The organism is Rhizobium altiplani, from assembly GCF_001542405.1.
GTDB classification, from domain to species: Bacteria; Pseudomonadota; Alphaproteobacteria; order Rhizobiales; family Rhizobiaceae; genus Rhizobium; species Rhizobium altiplani.
In genome coordinates this window covers 1-25,907 of record NZ_LNCD01000120.1, presented here as the reverse complement: position 1 = coordinate 25,907, position 25,907 = coordinate 1, and the positions used below count along the sequence as shown (strand labels likewise).

Here is a 25,907-nt window from a genome sequence, read left to right as displayed (position 1 = left end):
CATCCATCACGAAAATCGATATCGCATCACCGAATGTCATGGGATTTGCCGCCTTATTTGCTTTATATGGGCGCAAACCGGAGTGATGTATGTCGATAGTCAGCAGTCTTAGCCCGCGCGCGCTCCTGGCGCCAGAAAGCGGGATCGTCGAAGTTGTCAACTATGCCCGTGGCCGTGACGGCCTCCTGCCGCTTTGGGTCGGCGAGGGAGATCTGTCGACGCCGGATTTCATCAACAAGGCGGCGATCGAAGCGCTGTCGGGTGGCGAGACCTTTTATACCTATCAGCGCGGCATCCCGGAGCTGCGTCAGGCGCTTTCCGACTACTATGCCAGACATTTCGACGTCTCCCTGCCGGTCGAGCATTTCTATGTCACCGGTTCCGGCATGCAGGCGATCCAGATCGCCGTGCAGGCGCTGACCTCGCCGGGCGACGAGCTCGTCTATCTGACGCCCGCCTGGCCGAACATCGCCGCCGCCCTGGAAATTGCCGGCGCCCGGTCGGTCGGCGTGCAACTGACCTTCGAGGGCGGCAAGTGGGCGGTCGATCTCGACCGTATCGCGGCGGCCATCACCCCGAAGACCAGGGGGCTGTTCATCAACACGCCGTCCAATCCGACCGGCTGGACCGCAACCAAGGATGATCTCGCAGCCATCCTGGCGCTCGCGCGCAAGCACGATCTCTGGATCATGGCCGACGAGATCTACGCGCGCTATTACTTTGCCGGCGGTCGCGCGCCGTCCTTCCTCGATGTGATGGTGCCCGACGACAAGGTGATGTTCGTCAACTCCTTCTCCAAAAACTGGTCGATGACCGGCTGGCGTGTCGGCTGGATCGTTGCCCCGCCGCAAACCGGCCAGGTGCTCGAGAACCTCATCCAGTATTCGACCTCGGGCGTGGCGCAGTTCATGCAGCGCGGCGCGGCCGCGGCCCTGAATGAGGGCGACAGCTTCGTGCAGTCGAACATCGACAAGGCCAGACGCTCCCGCGACATCCTGTGCGACGCGCTGATTGCAACGAACCGAGTCGAGACGCTGAAGCCGGACGGCGCCCTCTATGCATTCCTCAAGATCGACGGCGTGACCGACAGCCGCAAGGCAGCGATCGACATCGTCGACAAGACGGGTGTCGGGTTGGCACCCGGCGCGGCGTTCGGCGCTGGCGGCGAGCTCTTTCTGCGCGCCTGCTTCCTGCGCGACCCGGCCCAGATCCAGATGGCGGCCGACAGGCTCTGCGACTATATCCTCAAGCTCTAGCAGGCTGTTGAAAAAGTCTGCGGTTTGGCCTTGAGGATGGCCTCGTCGCCGTTGTGGTATGCGAACGTGATCTCGACCGAGCCATCGTCGAGCAGTTCAGCATGACCGTCGCCCGAGACTTCGTCCATCTCGTCAAATCCATACCATGTGAAGGAAACGGATGATCCGCTATAGCCGATATCGAGGTTAGCTTGCATAGCACCGAAGGCAATTTCTCCGGAGCCATCTGGCGTGATGGTGATCACCGCCGGCTCGACCAGGTCGAGATAATCCCGATCCCAGATGTCGGCGGCTACAATCCGCCAACGACCTATCAGCCTGCAGTTTGAACCCGCCCCACTCATGACGATACCGCCATCAGTTTCGGTAACCGCACCAGATCATACGCCGCTGCCGCGAAGGTGAAAGCCCATCCAACCCTGTCGCGACCGCGGAATTTTGTCTTGTCCTGCCCCGCGACCATTTTGATCCAGCCGAACGCCTCCTCGATACGCTTGCGAATGCGTAGGCTGACCTCATAGCCGGGATGGCGTGTCGTGCGTCCGTCGATAGCCGAGCGGCGACCATTGACGTTCTGTGCCACGTGGTGCGTCACCTTCATCGACCGCAAATCTTTAACGAAGTCTTTCGTGTCATAAGCCTTGTGGGCACCAAGCGTGATTGCCTGTGGCCGGTCGCAGAAGGGTTCAATCACGTGAAGAGCCGCGATGCGTTCGGCATAACCGGTTGCTTCCGTCAGGTAAGCATTGGCCAGAAGACCATGGCGGTTTTGCATCAACCCATGCCCCATGAAGGACAGCTTGGCCTCCTTGCCCTTTCCCTTCCTATACAGCTTTGCATCCGGATCGGTCGTTGATGCATGCGTCTCGTTGGAACGCCTTTCGCCATGGAAGTCTGCTTCCGCGTTGCGACAACCGCCATCCGACGGCGGTTCGTCCGAACCGTCCTTCGGCCTGAAGCTCTTCATCGACGCCCAGGCTTCGATCAGCGTGCCATCGACGGAAAATGGTCTGTGGACAGCAGCCGCTTTACCTTGGGCTGGGAAAGGATTGCACCCAGGAACTTCGCAGCGATGTCACCCTCAAGCAACCGGTCGCGGTTCTTCGAAAACACCGAATGGTCCCCGGCGGGATCGTCAATGCCGATGTCGACGAACCCTCGGAAGAGAAGGTCGTATTCCAGCCGTTCCATCAGAAGTCGCTCGGAACGGATCGAATAGAAGGCTTGCAGAAGCATGGCGCGCAGGAGCTTTTCAGGTGCAATCGACGGCCGTCCGATCGGTGAATAAAGCGCTGCAAAATCTTGTTCCAATAAAACGAGCGTTTCGTTCACGATCTGCCGGATGGCCCGTAGAGGATGATCTTTCGAACACGAGCCTCCAGATCCACATAGCTGAAGAGTTTGCCTGTCCTCACATCGCCGCCACGCATCCATCAGCTCCAAATCGCAATAAAGCGCGTGAATCACGACGGGAGCCTTGCGCCAATGCCTTTTTCAACAGCCTGCTAGGAGTGCGGAGCCGCCTCGACCAGGCTTTTGCGTGAGCGCGTAGCCAACGCCCCGCCGCGTACTCAGACAGGCCGACAGAGCGAATTAGCCGCTGGCGCGGACTCGCGCTAGGCGGCGATCAAGGAGGCGCTGTCGACAACTTCCGCGAAGTCTGCCTTGAGGTGGGCCATCGTGACATCAAAAATGACGCGCGCCGACAGGTTTTCGGAAGGTAGGTCAAAACCCAGGACGGCATCCCGAATGACCGTCATTCTAAAGCCAAGGTCTGCCCCGGCGCGCACCGTAGAGTTGACACAAAATCCGGCGACCGCACCTTACGATAAGGCTCGTGATACCCTTTTCATGAAGGTATCGTGCCAATTCCGTTGAGGCGAAGCCCGACGACGTGGTCTTCACGAAAACCGGCTCATTCGCGATTGCTTCAGCGCAAGGCATCGCCGGATAGCCCGGCGCATCCGGATGCAGCGGCGATGCCGGGTCATCATCCCTGTGTCTTATGTGGATTACCGGTTGCCCCGCGTGGCGGAAGGCCGTGACAATGGCGGCGATCCTTTCAGGGACGTTGGAATTGACGTGGTCTCGTCCAGCATCCAGGCGATGCTGCATCGTCATCTGCATATCGATAATGACAAGTGCCGCCGTCATTTTGCTGATCCCTAGTAGATGCTCGGTGCCCCGACCAATCACCTAGCATGGGGTGAGAGAACCGCAAAGGGCCGACAACGACAACGCGCTCGGCGGGAAAGCGCCCTGTGCCGACATCGCGGAATCAGGAGCCAAGTTCGTTTACTCGGGTGTCCACGAAAACGAGACTACCCTCCGCAGACGATAGTTAGATTGCTCCGAGCGTCTCTCGAGCCAGTCAAACACCCTCAACCCTTAACCTGCCGGCTCGCAATCCAGGGCCGCCCGGTCGGAAGCTGAGAAGGGGGCCAGCGTCGGCGATAGCCTAATGAAGCCAGGCGGCTTCAGCCGCCAAGCTCCACTTTCGTTTTGGATTGCCTGGTTGACTAAGCAGTCGTCCTATTTTCAAGCAGCTTTCGAGGCTCAATCGTTGATTTCGGGCTCGACGAGCTTTGCCAGATTGCGCAGCGATTCCTGCCAACCGAGATAGCATGCCTCCGGGGGAATAACGTCCGGTACGCCCGCCTGTACAACATTCAGTTCGGTGCCGACCGAGACCTTCTTCAAGGTCACCGTGACCTCCATCTCACCGGGAAGGTTCGGGTCGTCGAACTTGTCCGTGTAACGGAGCTTCTCGTTCGGAACCAATTCCAGATAGCTGCCACCAAAGGAGTGGCTATTTCCAGTCGTAAAGTTCCGGAAGGACATCCTGTGTGTTCCGCCGACCGTTGGCTCCAGATGATGCACTGTGCACGTAAACCCATTTGGCGGAAGCCATTTGGCCAGCGCATCCGCCTCCAGGAATGCGCGATAGACTTTCTCAGGGCTGGCCGCCAGGACGCGGTGAAGACGTATCGTGTTGGGCATGATGATCCTCCTTTGAATGCAGCATGGGAATGCCCGAGGACGAACCTATCTTTGTCAGTCCGACAATGGATTGAAATTATTCGCTCTCAGCCTATGTCGGTTCCGTGTCCAGTAGGGCTGACATTGTTGCACCTGCCAGTCCAGTTGTCTTTACGGTTGGCGTGCCAGCTATACAGCTTGGGCATGTTTGGTGTAGCAATTCCCTTAGAGGTTTAGCGGGGAGAGTGGGACCGTGGTGAGGAAGATAATTTCTCTCTTATTGGGAACAGTGCTCGTCATCTCCGGAATCTATGGCGTCCTGTACCTGCTGTATTTCACCGTTTATCCCGTCAGGACCCTGTATTATCTGGTGCCCGGCGGGCTGTTCGTCATTGGGATAGTGATCCTGTGGGAAGATCTTACCAAATTCCTTCGGCGGCATTGAAAGTCTGGACCTGGTGAGCTGCCGCAGAAAAGAGCCCTCGAAATGGTACATCAATAAAAATGTAGCGGAGCCCGAAATCGGCCTCTAACCACGCCATCAAACTTACCGGCGAGGAAGCCCCGCAGCGCGCTTTCGATAGGAAATTCTGAAAGGAAAGCAGCGTCAGATGCCCCCGCGTGAATGAAGTGGGGATGCGGGATATGGCAATTTTGGTCACGGGTGGCGCGGGCTACATCGGCAGCCACATGGTCTGGACATTGCTGGATGCGGGCGAAGACGTCGTTGTCCTGGACAATCTTTCGACCGGCTTTCGCTGGGCGGTCTCTCCGCGTGCGCGCTTCTATCTCGGCGATGTCGCCGATGCCCAGCTTCTGAAGACGATCTTTATCGAGAACGACGTCGACGCCATTATTCATTTTGCCGGCTCCGCGATCGTGCCTGCATCCGTCGCCGATCCGCTTGCCTATTACGACAACAATTCCGGCAAGACGCGGGCGCTGTTGAGCGCTGCGATCAATGCCAACATCCGCCATTTCGTCTTTTCCTCCACCGCCGCCGTCTACGGGCCGCAGAAGACGTCCGAGCCGGTCAAGGAGACCGCGCCGCTCAATCCTGAGAATCCTTACGGCCAGTCCAAGCTGATGACGGAATTCATGCTGCGGGACGCGGCGGCAGCCTACGATTTTGCCTATGTCGCGCTGCGCTACTTCAACGTCGCCGGCGCCGACCCGTTGGGGCGCAGCGGTCAATCGACATCAGGCGCCACTCACCTGATCAAGGTCGCCTGCGAGGCGGCACTCGGCAAACGCACCGGTGTTCATGTCTACGGCATCGATTACCCGACTCATGACGGTACCGGCGTGCGCGACTACATCCATGTCAGCGACCTCACCGCGGTTCACTTGAAGGCGCTGCAGCATCTACGCCGTGGGAGCTGCTCGCTGGTTGCCAATTGCGGCTACGGCGCCGGCTATTCGGTGCTCGACGTGCTCAATATGGTCACCCGCCTGCACGGACACTCCTTCAAGATTCACATGGCGCCGAGGCGTCCGGGCGATGCCGCCAGCGTTGTTGCGGACTCAAGCCTCGCCCAACGCGTTCTGGATTGGAAGCCGACACACGATTCATTGGAGACAATCGTTCAAAGCGCGCTCGACTGGGAACAGTTCCTGATGGATCGCAACGTCGACGATCTACAGAGCCTCCATCGAGCGCTCGCCGCCGCCTCGTTCTGAGAAACGAAATCAATCCCAGGCTCAGCCATCGACTATGCCGTCGAGTGCGTTAAGGTGGCATGACGGTTGATGGCACCGGTTCGCTTGACGCCGGATGGCGACCTGAAGGTGCAACGGAGCGAGGAGGTCAGCATGCGGGACGAGGTTCACCAGAGTGAGGTGATTGTCGAACGGCGGGGCTCGGCCGGCATCATCCGCCTCAATCGACCGCGTGCGCTGAACAGCCTGACACTTGATATGGTCCGCGCCTTTGCCGCTGCAATGGACGATTTCGCGGCAGACGCCAGCATCGCCATGGTGATCGTATCAGGCGAGGGGGAGCGCGGCTTCTGCGCCGGCGGCGACATTCGCGCACTGCACGAGAGCGGCCGCGCCGGCACCGATCTGGCAATGACCTTCTGGCGCGAAGAGTTTCGCTTGAACCATCGGATCGCGACCTACCCAAAGCCCTATGTGGCGCTGATGGACGGCATCACCATGGGGGGCGGCGTCGGCCTGTCATCGCACGGCCGCCACCGCGTCGTAACGGAACGAACCAAGCTTGCCATGCCGGAAACGGGCATCGGCTATTTTCCGGATGTCGGGGCGACCTGGCTGCTGCCACGCGCGCCGGGCGAGGCCGGCACCTGGATGGGGCTGACGGGACTGACAGTCGACGCGGCCGATATCATTTATGCCGGACTGGCCGATTGCCATATCGCTTCCTTCCGGCTGCCTGACATCGTCGATACGCTGGCGGAACTGCCGCGAAACGCGGCGCCCCGTGACGTCGAGGTGGTGCTGAAGAATCTCTCCAGCGATCCGGGGACGAGCGCCGTCAAAAGCAACCGCGACCTGATCGAACGTTGCTTTCATTTCGGCACCGTCGAGGAAGTCATCGATGCGCTTGGGAAGGAGCCCGGCGATTTTGCCGCCGAAACGCTGCGGATCATCCGAACCCGCTCCCCGACCAGCCTGAAACTTGCGCTTCGTCTGCTGCGCCAGGGAAGGCAAAGCAGGAACCTTGCCGAATGCCTGAACCGCGAACTCGGCGCCTGCCAGCAGATATTGAAAAGCCCGGATTTCTACGAGGGCATCCGCGCCGCCATTATCGACAAGGATCGCAATCCGCAGTGGATGCCGGCGACATCGGAGGCGGTCGACCAGGCGGCCATCGATGCCTTCTTCCGGCCCGCGGAGCCGCCGCTGGCGCTCTAGCGCCACATCCCGCGCATGCGTGCGCCGACATCGACGCGCACCTGTCGGGCCTGATGCGACGCGCCGCCATCGGCTCTGGATTGCGGCCAGCCGACCACCTCGAAGAACTGCAGCAAGGTTGCCGGAATGAAGCGCGTGCGCGACGCATAGACGTGCCGGTCGCCCTGCGCGTTCTGGCCGTGCGTGAAGAAGCGTTGCGGCACGACGAGGTCGAGATTGTCCTTGGCGCGGGTCATCGCGACGTAGAGCAGTCGCCGTTCCTCCTCGATCTCGGCGCTGGTGCCGACCGCGAGGTCGGACGGGATGCAGCCGTCGACGACGTTCAGCATGAATACCCGTGTCCATTCCTGGCCCTTGGCGGAATGGATCGTGGAGAGGATCAGATAATCCTCGTCGAGCAGCGGCACACCGGCCTGGTCGCTGGTCGCATCCGGCGGGTCGAGCGTCAACTCCGTCAGGAAACGCTCGCGGGAAGGATAGCCGCTGGCGATCTGCTCGAGTTGCAGAAGGTCGGCCTGGCGGGTCGAGGCGTCCTCGTGCAGGCGTTCGAGATGCGGCGAATACCATTCGCGGACGAGGCCGATTTCTGCCGGCCAGCCGGCCTTGCCTGTCTTCACTTCCTGGAGCATCGCAACGAAGGCCGTCCAATCCTCGCCGGAGCGGGGAGGGGCCGGCAGGTCGGCAAGGGCCTGCATCGGGCTTGCATCCGCGGCCATCTGGTCGATGACGCGCTGCGCCGTCGAGGGCCCGACACCCGGGAGCAGTTGCATCAACCGGAAGCCGGCGACGCGGTCGCGCGGGTTCTGAGCAAAGCGCAGGGCGGCCAGCATGTCCTTCACATGCGCGCTGTCGAGGAATTTCAATCCGCCGAATTTCACGAACGGAATGTTGCGCCGTGTCAGCTCGACCTCCAGCGCTCCGCTGTGATGCGAGGCACGGAAAAGCACCGACTGCTGCTTGAGCTTCACGCCTTCTTCGCGGTTCTCCAACACCTTGTCCGCCACGTATCGCGCCTGGTCGGCCTCGTCGCGCACGGTGACGAGCCTTGGACGCTGGGCCGATTGGCGCTCTGTCCAGAGGTTCTTGGTGAAGCGCTCCGAGGCGAGATCGATGACGGCATTCGCCGCCGCGAGGATTGGCTGCGTCGAGCGGTAGTTGCGATCGAGCGTGATGATGTTTGCCGAGGGGCTGAACGCGGCCGGAAAGTCGAGAATGTTGCGCACGGTGGCCGCGCGAAAGGAATAGATCGACTGCGCATCGTCGCCGACGACGGTTAAGCCTTGTCCGCCAGGCTTCAATGCGAGCAGGATCGTGGCCTGCAGCCGGTTCGTATCCTGGTATTCGTCGACAAGCACGTGGTCGAAGCGGCTGCCGATATCGTCGGCGATGATCGGTTCGCTGACCATCTGTGCCCAGTAGAGGAGCAGATCGTCATAATCGAGAATGTTCTGGCTCTGCTTGGCCTCGACATAGGCGCCGAAGAGGTCTCGCAACTGGTTTTCCCAGGCCGAGCACCAGGGGAACGCGTCGCGCAGAACGAGGCCGAGTTCGCTTTCTGAATTGACCACGCGCGAATAGATCGCAAGGCAGGTGCCCTTTGTCGGAAATCGGTTCTCCATCTTCGAGAAGCCGAGCTCGTGCCGGATGAGGTTCATCAGATCGGCGCTGTCTTCGCGGTCATGGATCGTAAAGGCGGGGTCGATGCCGATCTGTACCGCATAATCGCGCAACAGCCGTGCCCCGATGCCGTGAAAGGTTCCGCTCCAGGCAAGCGCGTCAGCCATGATGCCGGAATTGCCGCCGAGCACCTGGACACAGATACGCTCGACACGACGCGCCATCTCGGCGGCCGCGCGCCGGGAAAATGTCATCAGCAGGATCCGGCGAGGATCGGCGCCTTTGACGATCAGGTGCGCAACGCGATGCGCGAGCGTGTTCGTCTTGCCCGAGCCGGCGCCGGCGATGACGAGCAAGGGACCGGCAACGTGGGTGCCGTCAGTGAGCGTGCCGTATTCAACGGCCGCGCGCTGCTGGGGATTGAGCTTTTCAAGATACATTCAGCCGTCCGGTTGCTTCGGCGGAGAATCGCACCGCGGAAATATTCGACGTTCCTTGAATGTTCTCGAACGCTGCGGCTGTCAAGCGTGGGCGTATCAGGGGAAATCGGGCACGATGACGCGCCTCGTCAGTCTCAGCGTGCGATCCGGCTGCAGGATATAGGTTTCTCTCACCCTGGCGCCGGTGGAGTCGTAGAAGGAATTGTAGATGACACTGCCGGGCGGCGATTTGGTCAGTTTCGTGCGCGGTTGCCCGCCATAGGTGATGCTACCCGGAATGGGCTGAACCTCGGTGGAGCTGTCCGTCGTGCAGCCCGATAGTATGACGAGCGATAGAATCGTCGGAAGCACAACCTTCACCGCGGTAGCCCTTAGCTAAACCTATGGTATATATGGCGCACCAGATCCGGGCGCCAAGTAGCGTGGCCTGGGACCGGCGAGATTCTTTCGAGTATAGATTGGTGCAGCGCAACTAAAACTCTCCTCCGGCGTTTGCCTGTAACTGACTTTGCCATTCGGAGGCGATCATGGTGCTTCGATTTCAGACGACGGAAGGTCACGGTGGTGCTTGCGGGCAGGGCCACAGCCTCGCGTCAACACGCGCCTCGGTCGAAAGCGCTCTCAGTGCCGCCTATGACGTCGATAGTAGCGAAATCGTCGTCTCGATCCTGGGACTCTATGTCGTCCTGGAAGGATTCGTCCGGCAGAAAGGCCATGTCGAGCGGGCGGTCGAGATTGCCGAAGACGTGGTCGGGAAGGGTTATGTCCGCAGCCGGATGCTGCGGCGTTAGCCAGCCTACTCACATGTAATACTGTAAGTTCATCAGTTTTGACGCACGCATACGGCATGTTGCTGCGCACCCGGAAATATCCGCCTATCTTCATATAAAATAATACAATTTAGCTCGACCGAAAATACGAAGAATTAACTGTGCGAAAGTAGTAGCGGCGACACTGGAACTAAAAGCGTGTTTCATTAGTTAATGCTTGTAATCAAAACACGGGAGAAGGGCATGCGAAGACTTCTTCGACTGGGAGCGCCGGCTTTTGCGCTGGCATTGGGGACTTTCATCACGCCAGCTTCGGCTTCACTCGAGATTACGAGCGACTATTCCGCCCTGCCGCAGGACGAGATGGCGATGAACGAATATACCGGTTCGGTGTCCTGCACCGCGCCGACGACGCATTATGTGCCATCCTTCATCCGGTCTTTTGACGGCACCATTATCGGCGTCGGTTACCTCGAGGTGCAGAGCGACGGTCGCTGCTGATCGTTTGCTCGTCCGTCTCGGAATCCGATGAAATAGGGTAGGAAGATCGCGCTCCCCAAGCCGGAGACCGATCAACTTTTCTGGTTGTGAGTTGTGCGTTGCAGCACATTGCGTTAGCTTCCGCGAAGCTGAGCCTCAACCAGAAGGATACCCTATGATCATTGAGAGCAAGCGGATCGGATGCCTCGACGGGCTGCGCGGACTGGCCGCACTCTGGGTCCTCCTAGGTCACAGCCTGCAACTGACGGGTTGGCACCTTCCGATCCTGTCGTCGCCGGATTTGGGCGTCGACCTCTTCATTATGCTGTCCGGCTTTCTGATGGTCTTTCACTATCGGTTACGCGAGAGCGCCAACCCCTGGGAGAAGCCATCCACCTGGTTCGGCTTCTGGCTGAAGCGCTTTTTCCGAATTGCGCCACTCTACTACGTGATGCTGTGCATCGCCCTGTTGCTGGGGCCGCAGCTCTATGCGAGCCGCATGGTCATTGACACCTTCCTATCCCACGGTCCACAATTGCCGGAGCGCTATCTGGACGGTAGCCTGCGCAACCTTCTCATCCACGCGAGCTTCCTCTTCGGATTGCATCCGGCCTATGCGTTCCGCACGCCACTGCCCGATTGGAGTCTTGGTTTGGAGATGCAGTTCTATGCGGTCTTTCCGCTGGCGATGCTGCTCTTGAGGAAAGCCAGATGGGTGCCCGGCGCCGCCCTGATTGCGCTTGGCGGTTTCGTAGTCGCCAAGGCCGTGCAGGCCGCCCACATCGATTTTCCGATGCCGTCTTTCCTGCCGCTGAAGATGCATGTCTTCCTGTGCGGCATGCTGATCGCCAACGGATTGTTCGTGACGCCGCGGCAAACCGTCATGAATGGCCTGCTTGCCGTCATGCTGGTCATGATTCCGATCGGCGGCGACATGACCTCGACGAAGGTCGCCGTCCGCCTGCTTCTGGTCGTCGGCTTCTTCGTGCTGGTGCATTATCATTTGTTGCCAGGTCTGGTCGGAAAGCTCGGCGATCGCGTCTCATCGCTGATGGGAAATCACTTCTGCCATTGGCTCGGCGAGCTCTCGTTCGGCGTCTATCTGATTCACCTGCTTTTGCTCCAGCCGCTCGCAGCATTCGTCATAACGCATTTCGGGGCTGAGATTTCCGCGCCGGCGCGCTTTGCGATCGTGGTCGCCGCCCTGCTGCCATTGGCCTATGCGCTGGCATATCTCGGCTTCACCCGCATCGAGGGGCCGGGCCAGACGCTTGGGCGCAAGGTGCTGGAAATAATCCGGAGACGGCGCCTGAAGCCGGCCTGACGCACCGGCTTATCGCAATCGAGGCTCGTCTGCTTTCGCTGAGGGTGACGAGCCTCTGACCATCATCATGATGGCTGCACACTTTCTATTGAGGGACGTGCCTTGATGGCAATGAGGTTAATCGCGCTCCCAACAGCAAGCGCTGCCGAGGGTTAAACAAAAATAAACCATTGCCCTGTTCCGGGACAGGTTGTCGACGATCTGCCGCCGATTGGCGGATCAAGGCCCGATCAGTTGACCTTCAGCTTGGCTTCTTCCGCGGCCGCTACGAATTCCGCGCGTGCCTCCTCGACCGTCTTTCGACCATCAAGGGCGGCTCTGCAAGTGCTTCTTGCCTTCAGATAATGCAACCCGCGACTGCTCGGCCACAGGTCTGCCAGGCATTTCAGCGCGTCCATAGGGCCGACGATCGTGCGTGCGCCCGTATTTTCAAACCCCACATGAATAGGATTATTCCACTTCTCGCTGGCCATAGGCGCATTCTCCGTTGCTTACGCCAAATCGTGCAAGTCAGCCTTCGCGTTCCCCCAGAAGGCCCGTACTGAGTGTATTTTAGCGATATTTTCGGAGCCCGCAAACAGGAAAACCGGGTGCTGGTGGATCTCGGTATCCACCGGCGCCGTCCCCCAGACCGCAGATCTTTTGAGTGCCGTGGGAGGTTGTCTCTTTTTTAGCCGGCAGATCGGCTAAGCGCACTTTTAACTGGCTGAAAACAACGCTTTGTGCAACCATGGAAAGCTCAACGTCAGTCGCCCGCTGTTAGCGTTGGAGATCGGTGATGCAGGACCTCAAGAACGTTCTGAATGCTGAATGCCAGAAGTATGTTTCTATGGTCATATCCATGCGGCGCGGCAACCAGCGATGGCTCGAACGGGATGCTGCCACGGGCTCGAACGTAGACGTGACCGATGCAAAGCTAGCGGCCTTTGAGGAAACCGTCCGGACGCTGAGGCAGATGATCCAGGACCTCGATGAGTCCGACTATACGCTGTGCCGTCCGACGAAGGATTGGCACTTCGACGCCTGAGGCCGGACCAGGGCATTCTCTTCGAGCCGATGACTCGGCAGTGCTTTCCCGAGAGTCCTATCGGAAATTCTAAAGCGATTGCGGATCATAGACGCAGGCATAGTCGAGAACGCACTGTTTTCCGGTGGCATCTGGCAGGTTGGTTGTGTCCCGTTGGTCGCCGGGGCCACATTTGGCCGGCGGATAACGGAAGCTCCGGCCTCCGATGCCGACGCGCACGAAAAGCTTTTTCTCCTGGCGAATGATTTGCGTGATCTCAGCGCAGGTATGCTCACGAGCATTGATCTGCGTCACCGCGCCGGCAAAGGAGACAGCAAAAGCGCAGCCCCTAGAACCACATTTTTCATGAACGCCTCCTGGTTGCTGACAGTTAAACAGCGTACGCAGAGCGATTCAATTGAAATCTCAGGGCATTGCGTAGCTCCGCTGGCGGGAAAGGCGTTCTTTCGCAGCCGAGAGTCACAGGTTGCCGACGCTCCACGCGCCAATAGAGCGATCATCGTCAAGCGCGGCGGTATGAACCGCGGGTGACACGATTTCGTGCCGCCATTTAAGTCGACGCAGGCTTTACTGGCTGGAGTGCCGTTAAGGAAGCTTCCGAGCATCTGGGAATAGGTCTCATCCGCCCGAGTTTATGCCGCTGTGGATCGACGTAAACGGCCACTCTCACTCCTAAAAACGGCTGGACACTTTTCCAAAAAGCATAATGACGGCGCGGCAATAATGAGTGTCCAATCACACGCTACCCATCTTGTTTTTGTTGAGTTTCCGTGTGCCGGCTCTGGACACCACCGTTAAGATGCACTTAAGCCTACTTGTTCTTCAGTAGCCATACCTTCCCGGCCATTGTTATCCCGTAGACGTCTTTCGAAGCGTTATCGTCGAGATGCCGCCGCTCCAGCAAGCCAGGCGCCTTTAGCTCATCCAGAACTTTGGCTGTTACGGACTTCACTTTCAGAGGCCGTTCCTTCCAGCGGTCCGACTTTGCGTAGGTTACCGTCGCATTCTGGTGCGTCCATTTGTTCGATGGCTGAAGATACAGGTCTCCGGCCCGAGCGAGTTTCAGTGCGGCAATCTGCGATGGCGTAAGCTCGATCATGTTAGGAAACCTATTTGTCTTCTGTCTCGTGAGAACGTGACGGGAACATGCCGCACGGATTTTCTGTGCAATTCGTGGTCTGTTCCACACTTTCACGTCGTTTCGCGCGCCTCTCGGTCGCTGACGTCCACGCTCTTCTATCTGATTTTCCTAGGGAAAACTGGTGCTGCCGAGTGGGATTGAACCACCGACCTCACCCTTACCAAGGGTGTGCTCTACCACTGAGCTACGGCAGCAAGGACCAGACGCGCAACCGAACCGGCTGCATTGCGTGAACGGGGGGCCTATTGCCACAGCTTCATGATAAGCGCAAGCCGCAATTTCCATCTTTGTAGAGATTGAGGCCGGCCCACTTTTGGATTGGCGCGAATTCGGCTAAGTCTGGGCGATGACCGAAAACACCAAAAAAGGCCAGAACAGCCGCAAGACCGAGATCGAACGCCAGGCAAAACTGCGTCGCGAGCGGGCCGCCGAAAAGCTCCGAGAAAATTTGTCCCGCCGCAAACAGCAGACCCGTGCGCGTCGATCGGGGCAGGCGGATGAGACGGATGGCCTGCCTGCCGCAAAAATGGACGAATCATAATGTTCGGTTCACGGCGAATTGAAGCCCCCGCTAATTTCGTCTAAACACCCGCATCTTTTTACAGACAGCCTTTCAGAAAGGCGGGCATCGCCCGTAAGCGCACATGGATCGTATTAGAATTGTCGGCGGTAATGAGCTTAACGGCATCATTCCGATTTCCGGCGCCAAGAATGCCGCCCTGCCGCTGATGATCGCCTCGCTGCTTACCAGCGATACACTGACGCTTGAGAACGTGCCGCATCTGGCCGATGTCGAGCTGCTGATGCGCATCCTCGGCAATCACGGCGTCGATGTTGCCGTCAACGGCCGCCGCGAGCGTCAGGAAGACGCGTACTCGCGCACCATCCACTTCACCTGCCGCACCATTGTCGATACCACCGCTCCCTATGAGCTGGTGTCCAAGATGCGCGCCTCCTTCTGGGTCATCGGCCCGCTGCTGGCGCGCGAAGGCCAGTGCCGCGTCTCGCTGCCGGGCGGCTGCGCCATCGGCACGCGTCCGGTCGACCTGTTCCTCGACGGCCTGACCGCGCTCGGCGCGAACCTCGAGATCGACGGCGGCTATATCAATGCGACGGCGCCGAAGGGCGGTCTGATCGGCGCCCGCTACACCTTCCCGAAGGTATCCGTCGGTGCGACTCACGTCATGATGATGGCCGCAACGCTTGCCCGCGGCACGACCGTCATTGGCAACGCCGCCCGCGAACCGGAGGTCGTCGACCTCGCCAACTGCCTCATTGCCATGGGCGCCAAGATCTCCGGCGCCGGCACCAGCACGATTACGATCGAGGGCGTCTCGTCGCTTTCCGGCGCGCGCCATCGCGTCCTGCCCGATCGCATCGAGACCGGCACTTATGCCATGGCCGTCGCCATGGCCGGCGGCGATGTCACTCTTGAGCACACGGATATCGCGCTTCTCGACACGGCCCTTGAAACGCTCCGCCGCGCCGGTGCCGAAATCTTGCCGACCAGCAACGGAATGCGCATCCGCCGCAATGGCGTCGGCATCAAGCCGGTGGATATCGTCACCGATCCCTTCCCGGGCTTCCCCACCGACCTGCAGGCGCAATTCATGGCGCTAATGACGCGTTCGACCGGCATCTCGCATGTCACCGAGACGATTTTCGAAAACCGCTTCATGCATGTGCAGGAACTGGCGCGCCTGGGCGCGAAGATCTCGCTGTCTGGCCAGACGGCGAAGATCGAAGGCGTTCCGCGGCTGAAGGGTGCGCCCGTCATGGCGACCGACCTGCGCGCCTCCGTCTCGCTCGTCATCGCCGGCCTTGCCGCCGAAGGCGAGACGATGGTGTCCCGTGTCTATCACCTCGATCGCGGCTTTGAGCGCCTGGAAGAAAAGCTCACCCGCTGCGGCGCCATCGTCGAGCGTGTGAGCGAATAACGAAAGGGCGCTTCTTAGCCCTTCGATATGGTTGCGCATTGTCCTGTCGCGCCTTATGTCCGTTGTCTGACGCATCGCCATTCCGGCGATGCATTGGCGATGGGGTATTGCCTGAATGACCGACCTGAAGCTGGTAGCGCTCGATAGCGAAGATCTTGCCGTCGTCTCCGCGCATTTGCAGGATAGCGTCTTCAAGGTCGCCGATCTGGCATGGTCGCCGCGCGAAGGTCAGTTCTCGGTCGCCGTCAACCGCTTCGTGTGGGAAGAAGCCGGCAAGAAGCGCAGGGGGTTCGAACGCCGCCGCGCAGCTGTCGTCTTCAAGCGTGTACTTGCGGTTCGCTCCACCGGCATCGATCGCGAGAACCGCGACGCGGTGCTGTCGCTGCTTGCTATCCGCTTCGAGCAGAAGGGCGAGGGGCCGGAGGGAACGGTCGTGCTGGCGCTGTCAGGCACGGCAAGTGTTGCGCTCGATGTCGAATGCATCGAGGTTCAGCTTGCGGATATCGGCGGAGCGTGGGAAACCGCATCTAAGCCGCGCCATCCCGGCGCCTGAGAACTGGTTGTTCTGTAATCAAAGAGGAATATCGCATTGGCAATCTGGCTGGATCAGGCATCGGAAGGCTTCGAGCAACGGTTTGCCGCCTTCCTGACGACCAAGCGCGAAATCTCCGAGGATGTGAATACGGCAGTCCGCGCCATCATCGATGACGTCAGGGCGCGCGGCGACGCGGCGCTTGCCGAATATTCGAAGAAGTTCGACGGGATCGATTTTGCCGTAACGCCCATGCGTGTGACGGAAGCCGAGATCGATGCAGCGGTCGAAGCTGTGCCGGCCGAAGTGCTTGGCGCGCTGAAGGTCGCGGCCGTGCGGATCGAATCGCATCATCGCCGCCAGTTGCCGAAAGACGATATCTATGAGGACGACATGGGCGTCGGCCTCGGGTCTCGCTGGACGGCGATCGAGGCGGTCGGCCTTTATGTGCCTGGCGGCACGGCTAGCTATCCGAGTTCGGTGCTGATGAATGCCGTGCCGGCCAAAGTTGCCGGCGTCGACCGCATCGTCATTGTCGTTCCCGCAACCGGTGGCGTGGTCAATCCGGCCGTGCTTGCAGCCGCCAAACTCGCGGGCGTCACCGAGATCTACCGGCTCGGCGGTGCGCAGGCCGTCGCTGCCCTTGCCTACGGCACCGAAACCATTGCGCCGGTCGCCAAGATCACCGGCCCGGGCAACGCCTACGTGGCAGCCGCCAAGCGCCAGGTTTTCGGCACCGTCGGCATCGACATGATCGCCGGTCCCTCGGAAGTGCTTGTCATCGCCGACAAGGATAACAATCCGGACTGGGTGGCGGCCGATCTTCTGGCGCAAGCCGAGCACGATGCGAGCGCGCAGGCGATCCTCGCGACTGAGGATGCCGAGTTCGCACGGTCCGTGGAAGCAGCCGTCGAGCGGCAGTTGAAACTGCTCAATCGGGCCGAAACCGCTGCCGCAAGCTGGCGCGACTTTGGAGCGATCATTCTCGTGAAGTCGCTCAAGGACGCGATTCCGCTGGCAAACCGGATCGCGCCCGAACACCTGGAGCTCGCCGTTGCCGATCCGGACGCGCTGCTGCCTCGCATCCGCAATGCCGGCGCGATCTTCATGGGCGCCCATACGCCTGAAGTGATCGGTGACTATGTCGGCGGCTCGAACCACGTTCTGCCGACGGCCCGCTCGGCCCGGTTCTCCTCCGGTCTCTCAGTGCTCGATTTCGTCAAGCGCACCTCGATCCTGCGCCTCGGTCCCGAGCAACTTCGCACGCTCGGTCCCGCCGCCATCGCACTGGCCGTTTCCGAAGGACTGGACGCACACGCACGGTCGGTAGCGATCCGCCTGAACCTGGAAGGGTGACAGATGGCAACGGGCGACTTTCGGCTTTGCGACGTCGTCCTTGACGACAGCATCGGCAGAGCGACGCCCGACGTCGAACACGAGCGCGCGGTCGCCATCTTCGATCTTGTCGAGGAAAACAGCTTTACGCCCGTGGGTCATTCCGGTGGGCCGTACCGGCTGAATATCTCGCTGGTCGACTCCAAGCTGGTTTTCGCGATCACGACGGAGGACGGAGGCGCCGTCGCCACCCACATCCTGTCCTTGACCCCGTTTCGCCGCATCGTGAAGGATTATTTCCTGATCTGTGAAAGCTACTACGAGGCAATCCGCTCAGCCTCGCCGAGCCGCATCGAGGCGATCGACATGGGGCGGCGCGGCATTCACAATGAGGGCTCGCAGACGCTGAGGGACCGCTTGAACGGCAAGATCGAGATCGATTTCGATACCGCACGCCGGCTGTTCACGCTGGTTTGCGTGCTCTACTGGCGCGGTTGAGGCCGATGGAAGCGCCAGTCGACGCAGGCGAAGAAAAAAGGCCGGGCGCCATCCTGTTCATGTGCGGCATGAACTGCATTCGCTCCCCCATGGCCGAGGTGATCGCCCGCAGCATGCTGCCTGCGAACGTCTATATCAGATCCGCGGGCGTCCGTTCGGGGGAGCGGGACCCATTCGTCGATGTTGCGCTTGAGGAGATCGGCCTTTCTCTTGGTCGGCATCATCCGCATACGCTGGAAGAACTGGAAGATGATTACTTCGACCTGATCATCTCGCTCTCGCCGCAAGCGCACCATGCAGCGCTCGAACTGACCCGGTCGAAAGCCATCGAAGTCGTCTATTGGCCGACCATCGATCCGACCGTTGTTCAGGGCACGCGAGAGCAGATTCTGGACAGCTACCGGCAAGTCCGCGATCATCTGACCGAACTGATCGAGAGCCGGCTGGTTAGAAGAAACATCATTGCCGCGCACTCGGCGTGAAACAAATGGCGGAAACGCGATCAATTAGGTTCACAAACCCTCGTTGATTGTGTAGTTTCCGCCCAAAATTTTGGGCGGCCGCCGCCGTCATCTCAACCCACAGGAAGAAAACCTCTATATGCCTAAAGAAGAAGTCCTCGAATTTCCGGGTATTGTGACCGAGCTTCTGCCGAACGCAACGTTCCGCGTAAAGCTCGAAAACGAACACGAGATCATCGCTCACACTGCTGGCCGCATGCGCAAGAACCGCATCCGCGTTCTGGCCGGCGACAAGGTTCTCGTTGAAATGACGCCCTACGACCTGACCAAGGGCCGCATCACCTACCGCTTCAAGTAGGCCTGCATACAAGGCTTGAAAGGCCGCTTTCTCCGTCTTCCGGTGGTCGAGGTTCCATGGCGCTGAAATACAAGCTCATTCTGGCTTCCGGCTCGCCCCGCCGTGTTGATCTGCTCAATCAGGCAGGGATCGAGCCTTCGCGTCTCATGCCGATGGATATCGACGAGACGCCGAAAAAGTCTGAGCACCCGCGCTCGCTCGCCCGGCGCCTGTCGACGGAAAAGGCCGAGGCAGCACTTGCCGCCCTCAAGGGCGACATGACGTGGAAGGGCAGTTACATCCTGTCCGCCGATACCGTCGTCGCTGTCGGACGCCGCATTCTTGGCAAGGCCGAGTTCGCGGATGAGGCGTCAGCCTCGTTGTATCTCTTGTCCGGGCGCAGCCACTGGGTCTATACCGGCGTCTGCCTGGTGACGCCCGACCGCAAGATCCGCCAGAAGATTGTCGAGACGAAGGTTCGCTTCAAGCGCCTTTCCGGTTTCGAGATCGAGAACTACCTTGCATCGGGGCAATGGCGCGGCAAGGCTGGCGCCTACGGCATCCAGGGTCTGGCCGGAACATTTGTGCAGAAGATGGTCGGCTCCTACACCAACGTTGTTGGGTTGCCGCTTTATGAAACCATCCTTTTGCTGACCGGCGAAGGCTTTGACGTGCATAGCCGGTGGGCCGAGGGCTGATCCTCGAAGGAACCGCTGATGCCTGACGAAAACAAGACCGCCAAGGTCGAACCGCTGCGCAAGACGCGGCCCTGCCCGGAATGCGGCAAGCCGTCCAACCGCGAACACTACCCGTTTTGCTCGAACCGCTGCCGCGACCTCGATCTTTCGCGCTGGCTCTCCGGCTCATACGCCATCTCCGTTGCCGACGACGAGGCGAAGGCGGATTACAATGATGAGGAATAGGTCCGTTTTTCCACGGGCGAAGCCATTAAATTCGTTGATGAATTTGGAAAATTCCAAGGCTTCTCAAAAAACTGTCATTTGGCGCTTGCCATGTCCGGACAAGATGCTATAACCCCGCTCGCTTCCGGGGCGAACCAAGGCCCTTCGGTTCTTTCCCAGGAAAGAATGTCTGCGAAGCGGGTTAGCCCAGATAGCTCAGTTGGTAGAGCAGCGGATTGAAAATCCGCGTGTCGCTGGTTCGATTCCGGCTCTGGGCACCATTTCACCACCCATTTTGTCGTGTTTATCTAGCCAAGTTTCCAGAAGCCCGGCTTGGCTGGATGCCACTTTCTCTTAATGACCGCTTCTCTAATCGGGCATTTTGGTCAAGCTCTTTCTGATCTTTGATGGCCTGATCGATCATGCGGGTCACGCTTCTCTCCGCAGTCTGGTGGCTGCGTTCGTTTGGAGCCGCTGCACGCATGCATGGGATCAGGGTCTGGAGAGCCTTGCTTAAGGACGCGCTCGAAGCGCAGCAGTCATAGTCGGCTTCATCCATCCCGTCGTCCGCATGGGACGATCCGGCCAGGATCGGTTTCGGTGGCAATTTCAATTCATGCTGCAGCCTCCAATCCGAACCGGAATTCTGTGCCGTCAATCCACATGCGATGGAGCAAGACAGCAATTTTGCGGGCAACAGCGACAATGGCTCGCCGTCTTCCTTTGGTTTTCATGAGGCGTACACCCCATGCTTTCAAGCTGCTCCACGCAATCGATCGCATGAGCATCGCGTTGGCCGCGGCGTAGAGCGTTGCGCGCACATCGGCGTCACCAGCGTGTGAGATGCGGCCGGGATTGTCTTTTTCACCAGATTGGAAGCGTCGTGGTGTTAATCCAAAGTGGGCTCCGACAGTTCGTGAGCTCTTAAAGCGAGCGGGGTCATCGACTGCTGCCTTGAAGCTCAGGGCCGTGACATATCCGACGCCCGGAACGCTCATGAAACGGGTGGTTATGGTGTCTTGATTGGCGGCCTTCCGGACACGTCGATCCAGCTCGAGGAATGTCTCCAAGAGCATTTGCCTAACCTCTAGCATTGGCAAAAGCGCATGACTGAGCGGTGGATCGTTTTCGATCGTGTCGCGGACAGCCTCTTCAAACGCACCGCCCCTGAGGCGTATGGGCAGCTTCACGCCGAAGACCTTGAGCAGCCCTCGAATCTCGTTTTCGAGATCAAGGCATTTTCGCTGCATCACCTTCCGGCTACTAAGTAGCGCTCGGGTGTAGTGGCTTTCGACGCTCTTCACATGTACCCGGCTGTACCAACCCGATCGAAGCAGCTGGGCAATGCCGCGCGCATCGTTCTTGTCCGTCTTATTACGCATGGCCGAAAGAGCAGCATTGACTTGGCGAGCCTCCATGCACACGACATCGAAGCCCGCCTCCGTCAAACCGTAAGTCAGGTGCTGGGTGAGCGTGCCAGCTTCGAGCCCGACCTCGTGGATAGGTTCGCCGAACTCGTCGAAGCAGCGGACAATATCGGGAACGTCCGATGGCACAGAGCGTTCGAGCCTGACTTTTCCAGTCTCATCGATAATGCAGATAGCCACTGCGCGCAGTGACACGTCCAAAGCAGCATAGAACATCGTCATCTCCCTTCATCGCGGTTGAACCGGGATTGTACTAGGAGCTTGCCTCTTGCGGGACCGCCCGATTACGCATGCTTTCGGCCTAAACGGACTATCCGTTCAATTTGCATTTGCTGGCAGGTTTGCGCGATTCCGGGAGCCGCTCCACTGACAACGCACCCCCTGGTCAATCCCAACCGCTTGAGGCTGCATCGTGCAGCTGCAACGCGGACGGAGGCAAATTAGTATCCTCTGACGTTTAGGCGAGGGGTGAAGCCGGCCATTGGCTGGTGCCAGGTTATCTCAGGGCGATTTCGGTTGGGGGACCGAGCCATGGGGATGGAATTCGACGTTGCTAGCATAGAACGCGCGTTCGTCGAGGCGGCACTCGATCCAACGAAATGGAACGAGGCGATGAACGCCGTCACCATCGCTACCGGATGCACCGGTGCGGTTCTTTTCGACACTGGCAATCATCTGCCAGGACTGCCGCATAGCGAAAGCAAGGTTCGTTCGCTCGAGGCCTATGTCGAGGGTGGCTGGATCGAGCGCGACGTCCGCTACGGAGTGCTTTCGACGCTGGTGCAGAGGGGTGTTGCTACGGATTTCGACATATTCACCCCCGATAGCATTTCGAGGTTCCTACTACCAGGAATTCCTCGCACCGAACGGACTGCAATGGTTCGCTGGGGTCAAGGTCGCGTCGAGCGACAGCCTCTGGTGTCTGGCCCTGCAACGCTCCCAAGTCTCGGTCCGTTTACTCCGGCACAGCTGCACTCCCTGGTGAACCTCTCAGGGCGTCTCGGCACGGCCTGCGCCATAACCAGGACGCTCGGCATCGGGCGCATAGATGCTGCGCTCGAGGCCTTCGACATGAGTATGACGGCGGCGATCGAAGGCTAAATACCTTCGCCATGTCACCGATGACGATCACATTTTCGATGCCTGCTGCCAACCGTTCCGCCGTCCCAGAATAAACTCGGTGATGGGCTTCATCCACAACCAGGGGAGTTCCGTGGTCTCGGAGGGCGGCTGCGAGCTCCGAAATCTCGCAGCGCCACAAGACCGTTCCCGCTAGATTGTGTGGCGTATTGACCAACGTCAAAACGGTCTTGTGGTCCGAAGCCGCAAGGATTTGATCGGCGTCCTGCCGATAGCCGTTGTCCCGCGACAACTCGTATCGACGGGTTTGCAAACCCCATGCCTGCGCATAACTTCGAAGGGAGTAAATGCGGGGTTCGGAATATGGACATTGTGATCCGGCTGGGCCGATATGCAAAGCAGGATCGCGATTGCCTCCGATGCACCGGACGTCACAACGACCCATTCCGGATCGACGTCGGAAAGCGCAGCGATCACCCCTCGGAGATCAGGGTCGCCGTCGGGAGGCACGTCGCCCAGAACGACTTCCGAGACATTCACCGCCTCGTTTCCCAAAGCTAGCAGTTCCCTCAATGTCCAGGTCGGTCCCGCGCTCGAAGCCAGGTCGTAGAGTATAGGGGATCGCGAGGATCCGTATTTCGCCAACCATTGATCAAGCAGGTACGGTGCAAGCTGCATTTGCGACACGTCCTTCTGGTTCGAAATGACCCATCGTTGATAGGTTGAACCGTCATGGCATGAATGCCGTATCAAGCGTCATCGTGAACTGGTCCTCTGGCGACACACAAATCTGGTCCGCCAAGGATTGCTAGTTGCTCTCCATGCCGAGTGTCGTTGCGGGCTTCTGTAGGAGTCCACTACGACGTTTCTCTCGCAGTCTGTAGCTGTCACCACGGATTGTTATCACGTGGCTATGGTGCAGCAATCGATCGAGGATAGCGGTTGCCACCACGGGATCACCAATGATTTCATGATGCCTGTTTCCTCGATCGTCTATTGCGTTGAGCGCGAGCGCGTAGAATGTCGATCTGGTCCTCCATCAGTTCGATCTGCCATGGTTGTCCTTTCACTAGCTGCCGGCCTTGAATCAGGCCTCGTGCCAGGTATTTGAAGATGGTCTGCGGCGTAATGCCAAGAGCTGCAGCAGCTCCTTGAACGGAATAGGTTCCGTCTGGCCACCTGACGGGGTTGGAGCTCGTTCCGTTGATTTTGACGGTTGGAATGCCCCAACGCCTGCGCAAGAGCCAGACATTGTCACCTTTGAAGGCGCAATTCTGTGCGGCACGGAAGCCTTCCGCGTTCAGTACCGACGCAATTTCCTTGTCCATTTTGCCTGCGGCGTTCAGCTCCGTCACGCGCGCTCGTAATTTGTCGATATCGATATAGTCGCCATAGGTATGAACGCGCCTTTGGACAGAGTGCTCGCTCGTCGCTCCCGTTTGCCACAAGATCTTGATCCAGACCTGTCCTTGCAGCCGTTTTTGATCGAGAACGACCTCGCAGATAATGAGGCGTAAGATGCTCTTTCGCTCGGCCGCCGTGGTCAATGGGGCATGCCAGATGCCAGGCAGGTTCTCTCCGAGTGCCAATAACCCGTCGCGATCTGCCTCGCTGAGAACCAGGGGCTCGTCGGACCGCCACCGTTCATAGTCCTGCTCGATGGCCGCGGCCGCGCGCAACTTTTCCTCCCATCCGCGTTCCAGCGAACGGGCCACCAAGCGGTTCTCTGGCTCGACTGCATCATATTGGCGCCGTGCCCTTTCCGCCTCGTAGCGCGCACGTTCGCGCCGCAGAGCCCATTGACGCTCGAGTTGACGGGCCTCCTCTTCCATCTGGCCCAGTGCGGCGACGGCGATAGCAATCCTGTCCGGCGTCAGAGCCTCGAGTAGAATGCTTTCGACGCGTGCATCGACCGGCAGAGCGCGCACCTCCTGGCATAACGGCCCTCCGTCGTGGCCGCGGTCGGCGCGGCATGCGTAGACGGGATAGTTTCCCGCAGGGCCGCTATAGCGCAAACTCATCCGGCGACCGCACCGCCCGCAGACAGCGATGCCCTGCAGCAGCGCGGCGCCCTTGCGCGGCAAGCCCGAATGGCCGGCTTCGTAGCGGTTGATGTTGTTCTCCAATCGCCGTTGGTTCTCCATGAACTGCTCCCAGCCGATGTAACCAGGATGGGCCGCTTCCAAACAGACCTCCCAGTCCGCGATGGGGACCTTAGTCGTCCGCGGACGATAAACGTCCTGGCGAACGCGTCCACCCGTCTGCCGCCGCCGACCATAGACATAGGCCCCAGCATAGCCGGGATTATGGAGAATGCTGAGCACCCGCGGGTTGCTGGCCTCACGCCAAACCACTTCGTGCGGCGCCGGACCACGAAGGGGGCGCATTGGCAACGGCAAATTCTCCTTGCGTAGGTAGCGCATCACTGCCCGCGCGCTTCCTAACTCGCGGAATTTGCTGAAGACCAGGCACAGCCTTGCCTGCACCTCCTCATCGGGGTTGAGGATGATTTGGCCTGAGCGGTCGTAAGCCAATCCGGCGGGAAGGCCAAGGCGCAATTCGCCGCGTGCCGCTTTCTGGCGCTCACCCTGATGCAGGCGTTGCTTGATCTGGTGCAGCTCCGCCTCGCTCATGATGCCGGACAAGCCCAGCAGCAGGCGGTCGTGATAAGCGCACGGATCGTAGAGCCGTTCGCCGTCAGCGATGATGACGCCAAACAATGAGCACAGATCGAGGAGTTGATGCCAGTCGCGGTTGTTACGGGCGAGCCGGGAGGCGTCAAGACTGATGACAAGCCCCGCGTTTCCCAGCCCGATCTCCGCGATTAGCTTCTTGAAGCCCTCTCGCTCGACGCAGCCCGAACCGGATTTGCCGAGATCTTCATCGATGACGTGCACGCGTTCATGTGGCCAGCCAAGAGCGACGGCACGATCGATCAGACGATACTGCAACTCCGTGCTTTCCTGATGATGGCGCACCTGGTTTACGGAAGACTGGCGGACATAGATGTAGGCGAGCTTGCCGCGATGCTCGGCCGTGACGCGCTCGTCCGGGTTATTCGTCGCTCTCAGCATGCCGATCCACCTTTGTCGGCGCGCGTATTGACCGCATCCGCATCAACAGGGGGGCAAGTTTTTGAGCAAGTTGTTTCCGCGTCTCCGGCGGCAGATCGAGCCACGGACGCGGGACTGTCGTGCTCGGGGTAAGAAGCTTTACGAGGGACTGAGACGCTACGCGGTACGGTTTTGATTGCACGTTCATCGCGAATCACCTCCTTGGAACGGGAGGTAACCATGCTGTTCAAATGGTGCATCAATGTGAGCAGGGTTCGAACGCTGATGCGAGGCGCCGACTTCGACTCGCTTCGCGCTTCCGGCGAAGCGGTTACAAGATCGGTTATCGATCGGCGAATTGAACGGCGGCGTCCGTCAGGTAATCGAACGACAACGAATGCCGCACCGCGGCCGGACTGGACCGACACCAGCTC

General features: G+C 59.5%; 31 protein-coding genes, 2 tRNA genes and 3 pseudogenes. 20 read left to right on the top strand and 16 right to left on the bottom strand.

From position 1 onward, the window contains the following. The first annotated feature begins 89 nt into the window (after window positions 1–89). The gene (locus AS026_RS27370; protein ID WP_062373185.1) at window positions 90–1,256 is read left to right on the top strand and encodes a pyridoxal phosphate-dependent aminotransferase; all 1,167 of its coding nucleotides are present in this window, start codon (window positions 90–92) and stop codon (window positions 1,254–1,256) included. Here AS026_RS27370 and AS026_RS27365 read toward each other — a convergent pair. From AS026_RS27365 to AS026_RS27350, 5 genes and pseudogenes are all read right to left on the bottom strand, one after another. Continuing rightward, window positions 1,253–1,600 (bottom strand): hypothetical protein, encoded by a 348-nt coding sequence (locus AS026_RS27365; RefSeq protein ID WP_062373183.1) that lies wholly within the window; start codon window positions 1,598–1,600, stop codon window positions 1,253–1,255. The genes AS026_RS27370 and AS026_RS27365 overlap by 4 nt on opposite strands. After that, a pseudogene (locus AS026_RS27360) lies at window positions 1,597–2,686 on the bottom strand (IS5 family transposase). The gene AS026_RS27365 and the pseudogene AS026_RS27360 overlap by 4 nt, the downstream one beginning before the upstream one ends. A gap of 186 nt (window positions 2,687–2,872) precedes the next feature. Further along, window positions 2,873–3,046: a cysteine hydrolase family protein gene (locus AS026_RS44060; RefSeq protein ID WP_342587577.1), complete on the bottom strand. Its 174-nt coding sequence runs from the start codon at window positions 3,044–3,046 to the stop codon at window positions 2,873–2,875. Then, window positions 3,018–3,410: an isochorismatase family protein gene (locus AS026_RS27355; protein ID WP_280950909.1), complete on the bottom strand. Its 393-nt coding sequence runs from the start codon at window positions 3,408–3,410 to the stop codon at window positions 3,018–3,020. The genes AS026_RS44060 and AS026_RS27355 overlap by 29 nt, the downstream gene beginning before the upstream one ends. A 402-nt stretch (window positions 3,411–3,812) precedes the next feature. Continuing rightward, entirely contained in the window at window positions 3,813–4,256 is a 444-nt protein-coding gene (locus AS026_RS27350) for an SRPBCC family protein (RefSeq protein ID WP_062373181.1), read from the bottom strand. 232 nt (window positions 4,257–4,488) lie between these two features. Between AS026_RS27350 and AS026_RS27345 the strand changes: the two genes are divergently transcribed. The 3 genes from AS026_RS27345 to AS026_RS27335 all read left to right on the top strand — a co-directional run bounded on the left by AS026_RS27345 (window position 4,489) and on the right by AS026_RS27335 (window position 7,112). Continuing rightward, entirely contained in the window at window positions 4,489–4,680 is a 192-nt protein-coding gene (locus tag AS026_RS27345) for a hypothetical protein (RefSeq protein ID WP_018858565.1), read from the top strand. A 200-nt stretch (window positions 4,681–4,880) separates the two neighbouring features. Further along, complete coding sequence (galE, locus tag AS026_RS27340; RefSeq protein WP_062373466.1) at window positions 4,881–5,915, top strand: UDP-glucose 4-epimerase GalE; 1,035 nt, start codon at window positions 4,881–4,883, stop codon at window positions 5,913–5,915. 132 nt (window positions 5,916–6,047) lie between these two features. Then, window positions 6,048–7,112, top strand: coding sequence for an enoyl-CoA hydratase/isomerase family protein (locus AS026_RS27335; protein ID WP_025660344.1), 1,065 nt, complete (start codon window positions 6,048–6,050; stop codon window positions 7,110–7,112). On the opposite strand, the gene AS026_RS27330 is transcribed toward AS026_RS27335, so the two are convergent. After that, the gene (locus AS026_RS27330) at window positions 7,109–9,169 is read right to left on the bottom strand and encodes an ATP-dependent helicase (RefSeq protein ID WP_062373178.1); all 2,061 of its coding nucleotides are present in this window, start codon (window positions 9,167–9,169) and stop codon (window positions 7,109–7,111) included. The genes AS026_RS27335 and AS026_RS27330 overlap by 4 nt on opposite strands. Window positions 9,170–9,265: 96 nt before the next feature. Continuing rightward, window positions 9,266–9,529, bottom strand: coding sequence for a hypothetical protein (locus AS026_RS27325; protein ID WP_062373175.1), 264 nt, complete (start codon window positions 9,527–9,529; stop codon window positions 9,266–9,268). Window positions 9,530–9,696: 167 nt separating this feature from the next. Here AS026_RS27325 and AS026_RS27320 point away from each other — a divergent pair, with 167 nt between their 5' ends. The 3 genes from AS026_RS27320 to AS026_RS27310 all read left to right on the top strand — a co-directional run bounded on the left by AS026_RS27320 (window position 9,697) and on the right by AS026_RS27310 (window position 11,743). Beyond that, entirely contained in the window at window positions 9,697–9,960 is a 264-nt protein-coding gene (locus AS026_RS27320; protein ID WP_018858560.1) for a BON domain-containing protein, read from the top strand. Window positions 9,961–10,182: 222 nt separating this feature from the next. Next, window positions 10,183–10,440, top strand: a complete 258-nt coding sequence (locus tag AS026_RS27315; RefSeq protein WP_018117007.1) for a hypothetical protein — start codon at window positions 10,183–10,185, stop codon at window positions 10,438–10,440. 154 nt (window positions 10,441–10,594) lie between these two features. Further along, window positions 10,595–11,743 carry an acyltransferase family protein gene (locus AS026_RS27310; protein ID WP_062373172.1) on the top strand — a complete coding sequence of 383 codons (1,149 nt, stop codon included), beginning with the start codon at window positions 10,595–10,597 and terminating at the stop codon, window positions 11,741–11,743. Between the two features lie 230 nt (window positions 11,744–11,973). On the opposite strand, the gene AS026_RS27305 is transcribed toward AS026_RS27310, so the two are convergent. Next, entirely contained in the window at window positions 11,974–12,216 is a 243-nt protein-coding gene (locus tag AS026_RS27305; protein ID WP_025660341.1) for a DUF982 domain-containing protein, read from the bottom strand. Between the two features lie 305 nt (window positions 12,217–12,521). Here AS026_RS27305 and AS026_RS27300 point away from each other — a divergent pair, with 305 nt between their 5' ends. Further along, window positions 12,522–12,770, top strand: coding sequence for a hypothetical protein (locus tag AS026_RS27300; RefSeq protein ID WP_018858557.1), 249 nt, complete (start codon window positions 12,522–12,524; stop codon window positions 12,768–12,770). A gap of 69 nt (window positions 12,771–12,839) precedes the next feature. Here AS026_RS27300 and AS026_RS44305 read toward each other — a convergent pair whose 3' ends face one another. The 3 genes from AS026_RS44305 to AS026_RS27285 all read right to left on the bottom strand — a co-directional run bounded on the left by AS026_RS44305 (window position 12,840) and on the right by AS026_RS27285 (window position 14,105). After that, window positions 12,840–13,064: a hypothetical protein gene (locus AS026_RS44305; RefSeq protein WP_425349833.1), complete on the bottom strand. Its 225-nt coding sequence runs from the start codon at window positions 13,062–13,064 to the stop codon at window positions 12,840–12,842. A 517-nt stretch (window positions 13,065–13,581) separates the two neighbouring features. After that, complete coding sequence (locus AS026_RS27290) at window positions 13,582–13,869, bottom strand: hypothetical protein (RefSeq protein ID WP_062373166.1); 288 nt, start codon at window positions 13,867–13,869, stop codon at window positions 13,582–13,584. Between the two features lie 161 nt (window positions 13,870–14,030). After that, a tRNA-Thr gene (locus AS026_RS27285) sits at window positions 14,031–14,105 on the bottom strand. Between the two features lie 152 nt (window positions 14,106–14,257). On the opposite strand from AS026_RS27285, the gene AS026_RS27280 reads away from it, so the two are divergent. The 10 genes from AS026_RS27280 (at window position 14,258) to AS026_RS27235 (ending at window position 20,194) form a co-directional block, all read left to right on the top strand. Continuing rightward, on the top strand, window positions 14,258–14,452 hold the full coding sequence (locus AS026_RS27280) for a hypothetical protein (protein WP_062373164.1): 195 nt from the start codon (window positions 14,258–14,260) through the stop codon (window positions 14,450–14,452). A 103-nt stretch (window positions 14,453–14,555) separates the two neighbouring features. Further along, window positions 14,556–15,848: a UDP-N-acetylglucosamine 1-carboxyvinyltransferase gene (murA, locus tag AS026_RS27275; RefSeq protein ID WP_062373161.1), complete on the top strand. Its 1,293-nt coding sequence runs from the start codon at window positions 14,556–14,558 to the stop codon at window positions 15,846–15,848. 115 nt (window positions 15,849–15,963) lie between these two features. Further along, window positions 15,964–16,401, top strand: a complete 438-nt coding sequence (locus tag AS026_RS27270; RefSeq protein WP_062373155.1) for a DUF2948 family protein — start codon at window positions 15,964–15,966, stop codon at window positions 16,399–16,401. Window positions 16,402–16,437: 36 nt separating this feature from the next. Next, window positions 16,438–17,736 carry a histidinol dehydrogenase gene (gene hisD / locus AS026_RS27265; RefSeq protein ID WP_062373152.1) on the top strand — a complete coding sequence of 433 codons (1,299 nt, stop codon included), beginning with the start codon at window positions 16,438–16,440 and terminating at the stop codon, window positions 17,734–17,736. Between the two features lie 3 nt (window positions 17,737–17,739). After that, entirely contained in the window at window positions 17,740–18,213 is a 474-nt protein-coding gene (locus tag AS026_RS27260; RefSeq protein WP_018858550.1) for a UPF0262 family protein, read from the top strand. Window positions 18,214–18,218: 5 nt separating this feature from the next. Next, window positions 18,219–18,695, top strand: a complete 477-nt coding sequence (locus tag AS026_RS27255) for an arsenate-mycothiol transferase ArsC (RefSeq protein ID WP_062373146.1) — start codon at window positions 18,219–18,221, stop codon at window positions 18,693–18,695. 118 nt (window positions 18,696–18,813) lie between these two features. After that, window positions 18,814–19,032 (top strand): translation initiation factor IF-1, encoded by a 219-nt coding sequence (gene infA, locus AS026_RS27250; protein WP_003545338.1) that lies wholly within the window; start codon window positions 18,814–18,816, stop codon window positions 19,030–19,032. A gap of 56 nt (window positions 19,033–19,088) precedes the next feature. Further along, entirely contained in the window at window positions 19,089–19,709 is a 621-nt protein-coding gene (locus tag AS026_RS27245) for a Maf-like protein (protein WP_062373142.1), read from the top strand. Between the two features lie 18 nt (window positions 19,710–19,727). Then, window positions 19,728–19,934 carry a DNA gyrase inhibitor YacG gene (gene yacG / locus AS026_RS27240; protein ID WP_062373139.1) on the top strand — a complete coding sequence of 69 codons (207 nt, stop codon included), beginning with the start codon at window positions 19,728–19,730 and terminating at the stop codon, window positions 19,932–19,934. Between the two features lie 184 nt (window positions 19,935–20,118). Beyond that, window positions 20,119–20,194, top strand: a tRNA-Phe gene (locus AS026_RS27235). Between the two features lie 333 nt (window positions 20,195–20,527). Here the strand turns inward: AS026_RS27235 and AS026_RS27225 are convergent. Continuing rightward, window positions 20,528–21,556 carry an IS110 family RNA-guided transposase gene (locus tag AS026_RS27225; RefSeq protein WP_062373133.1) on the bottom strand — a complete coding sequence of 343 codons (1,029 nt, stop codon included), beginning with the start codon at window positions 21,554–21,556 and terminating at the stop codon, window positions 20,528–20,530. Between the two features lie 315 nt (window positions 21,557–21,871). Between AS026_RS27225 and AS026_RS43725 the strand changes: the two genes are divergently transcribed. Next, window positions 21,872–22,441 carry a hypothetical protein gene (locus tag AS026_RS43725; protein ID WP_245307651.1) on the top strand — a complete coding sequence of 190 codons (570 nt, stop codon included), beginning with the start codon at window positions 21,872–21,874 and terminating at the stop codon, window positions 22,439–22,441. A gap of 52 nt (window positions 22,442–22,493) precedes the next feature. Here AS026_RS43725 and AS026_RS44670 read toward each other — a convergent pair. From AS026_RS44670 to AS026_RS27210, 4 genes and pseudogenes are all read right to left on the bottom strand, one after another. Beyond that, window positions 22,494–22,712, bottom strand: a pseudogene (locus AS026_RS44670) (aminotransferase class I/II-fold pyridoxal phosphate-dependent enzyme); the annotation flags it as partial. Next, on the bottom strand, window positions 22,640–23,098 hold the full coding sequence (locus tag AS026_RS42475; RefSeq protein WP_131815348.1) for an aminotransferase class I/II-fold pyridoxal phosphate-dependent enzyme: 459 nt from the start codon (window positions 23,096–23,098) through the stop codon (window positions 22,640–22,642). The pseudogene AS026_RS44670 and the gene AS026_RS42475, both read right to left, overlap by 73 nt. Before the next feature lie 130 nt (window positions 23,099–23,228). Continuing rightward, window positions 23,229–23,387 (bottom strand): annotated as a pseudogene (locus AS026_RS40585) (ATP-binding protein); the annotation flags it as partial. 1 nt (window position 23,388) lies between these two features. Continuing rightward, window positions 23,389–25,494, bottom strand: coding sequence for a recombinase family protein (locus AS026_RS27210; RefSeq protein WP_028749699.1), 2,106 nt, complete (start codon window positions 25,492–25,494; stop codon window positions 23,389–23,391). A 219-nt stretch (window positions 25,495–25,713) separates the two neighbouring features. Here AS026_RS27210 and AS026_RS42800 point away from each other — a divergent pair. Continuing rightward, window positions 25,714–25,907 (top strand): hypothetical protein (locus tag AS026_RS42800; protein WP_205634470.1); only part of this gene is annotated, 194 nt, incomplete at its 3' end.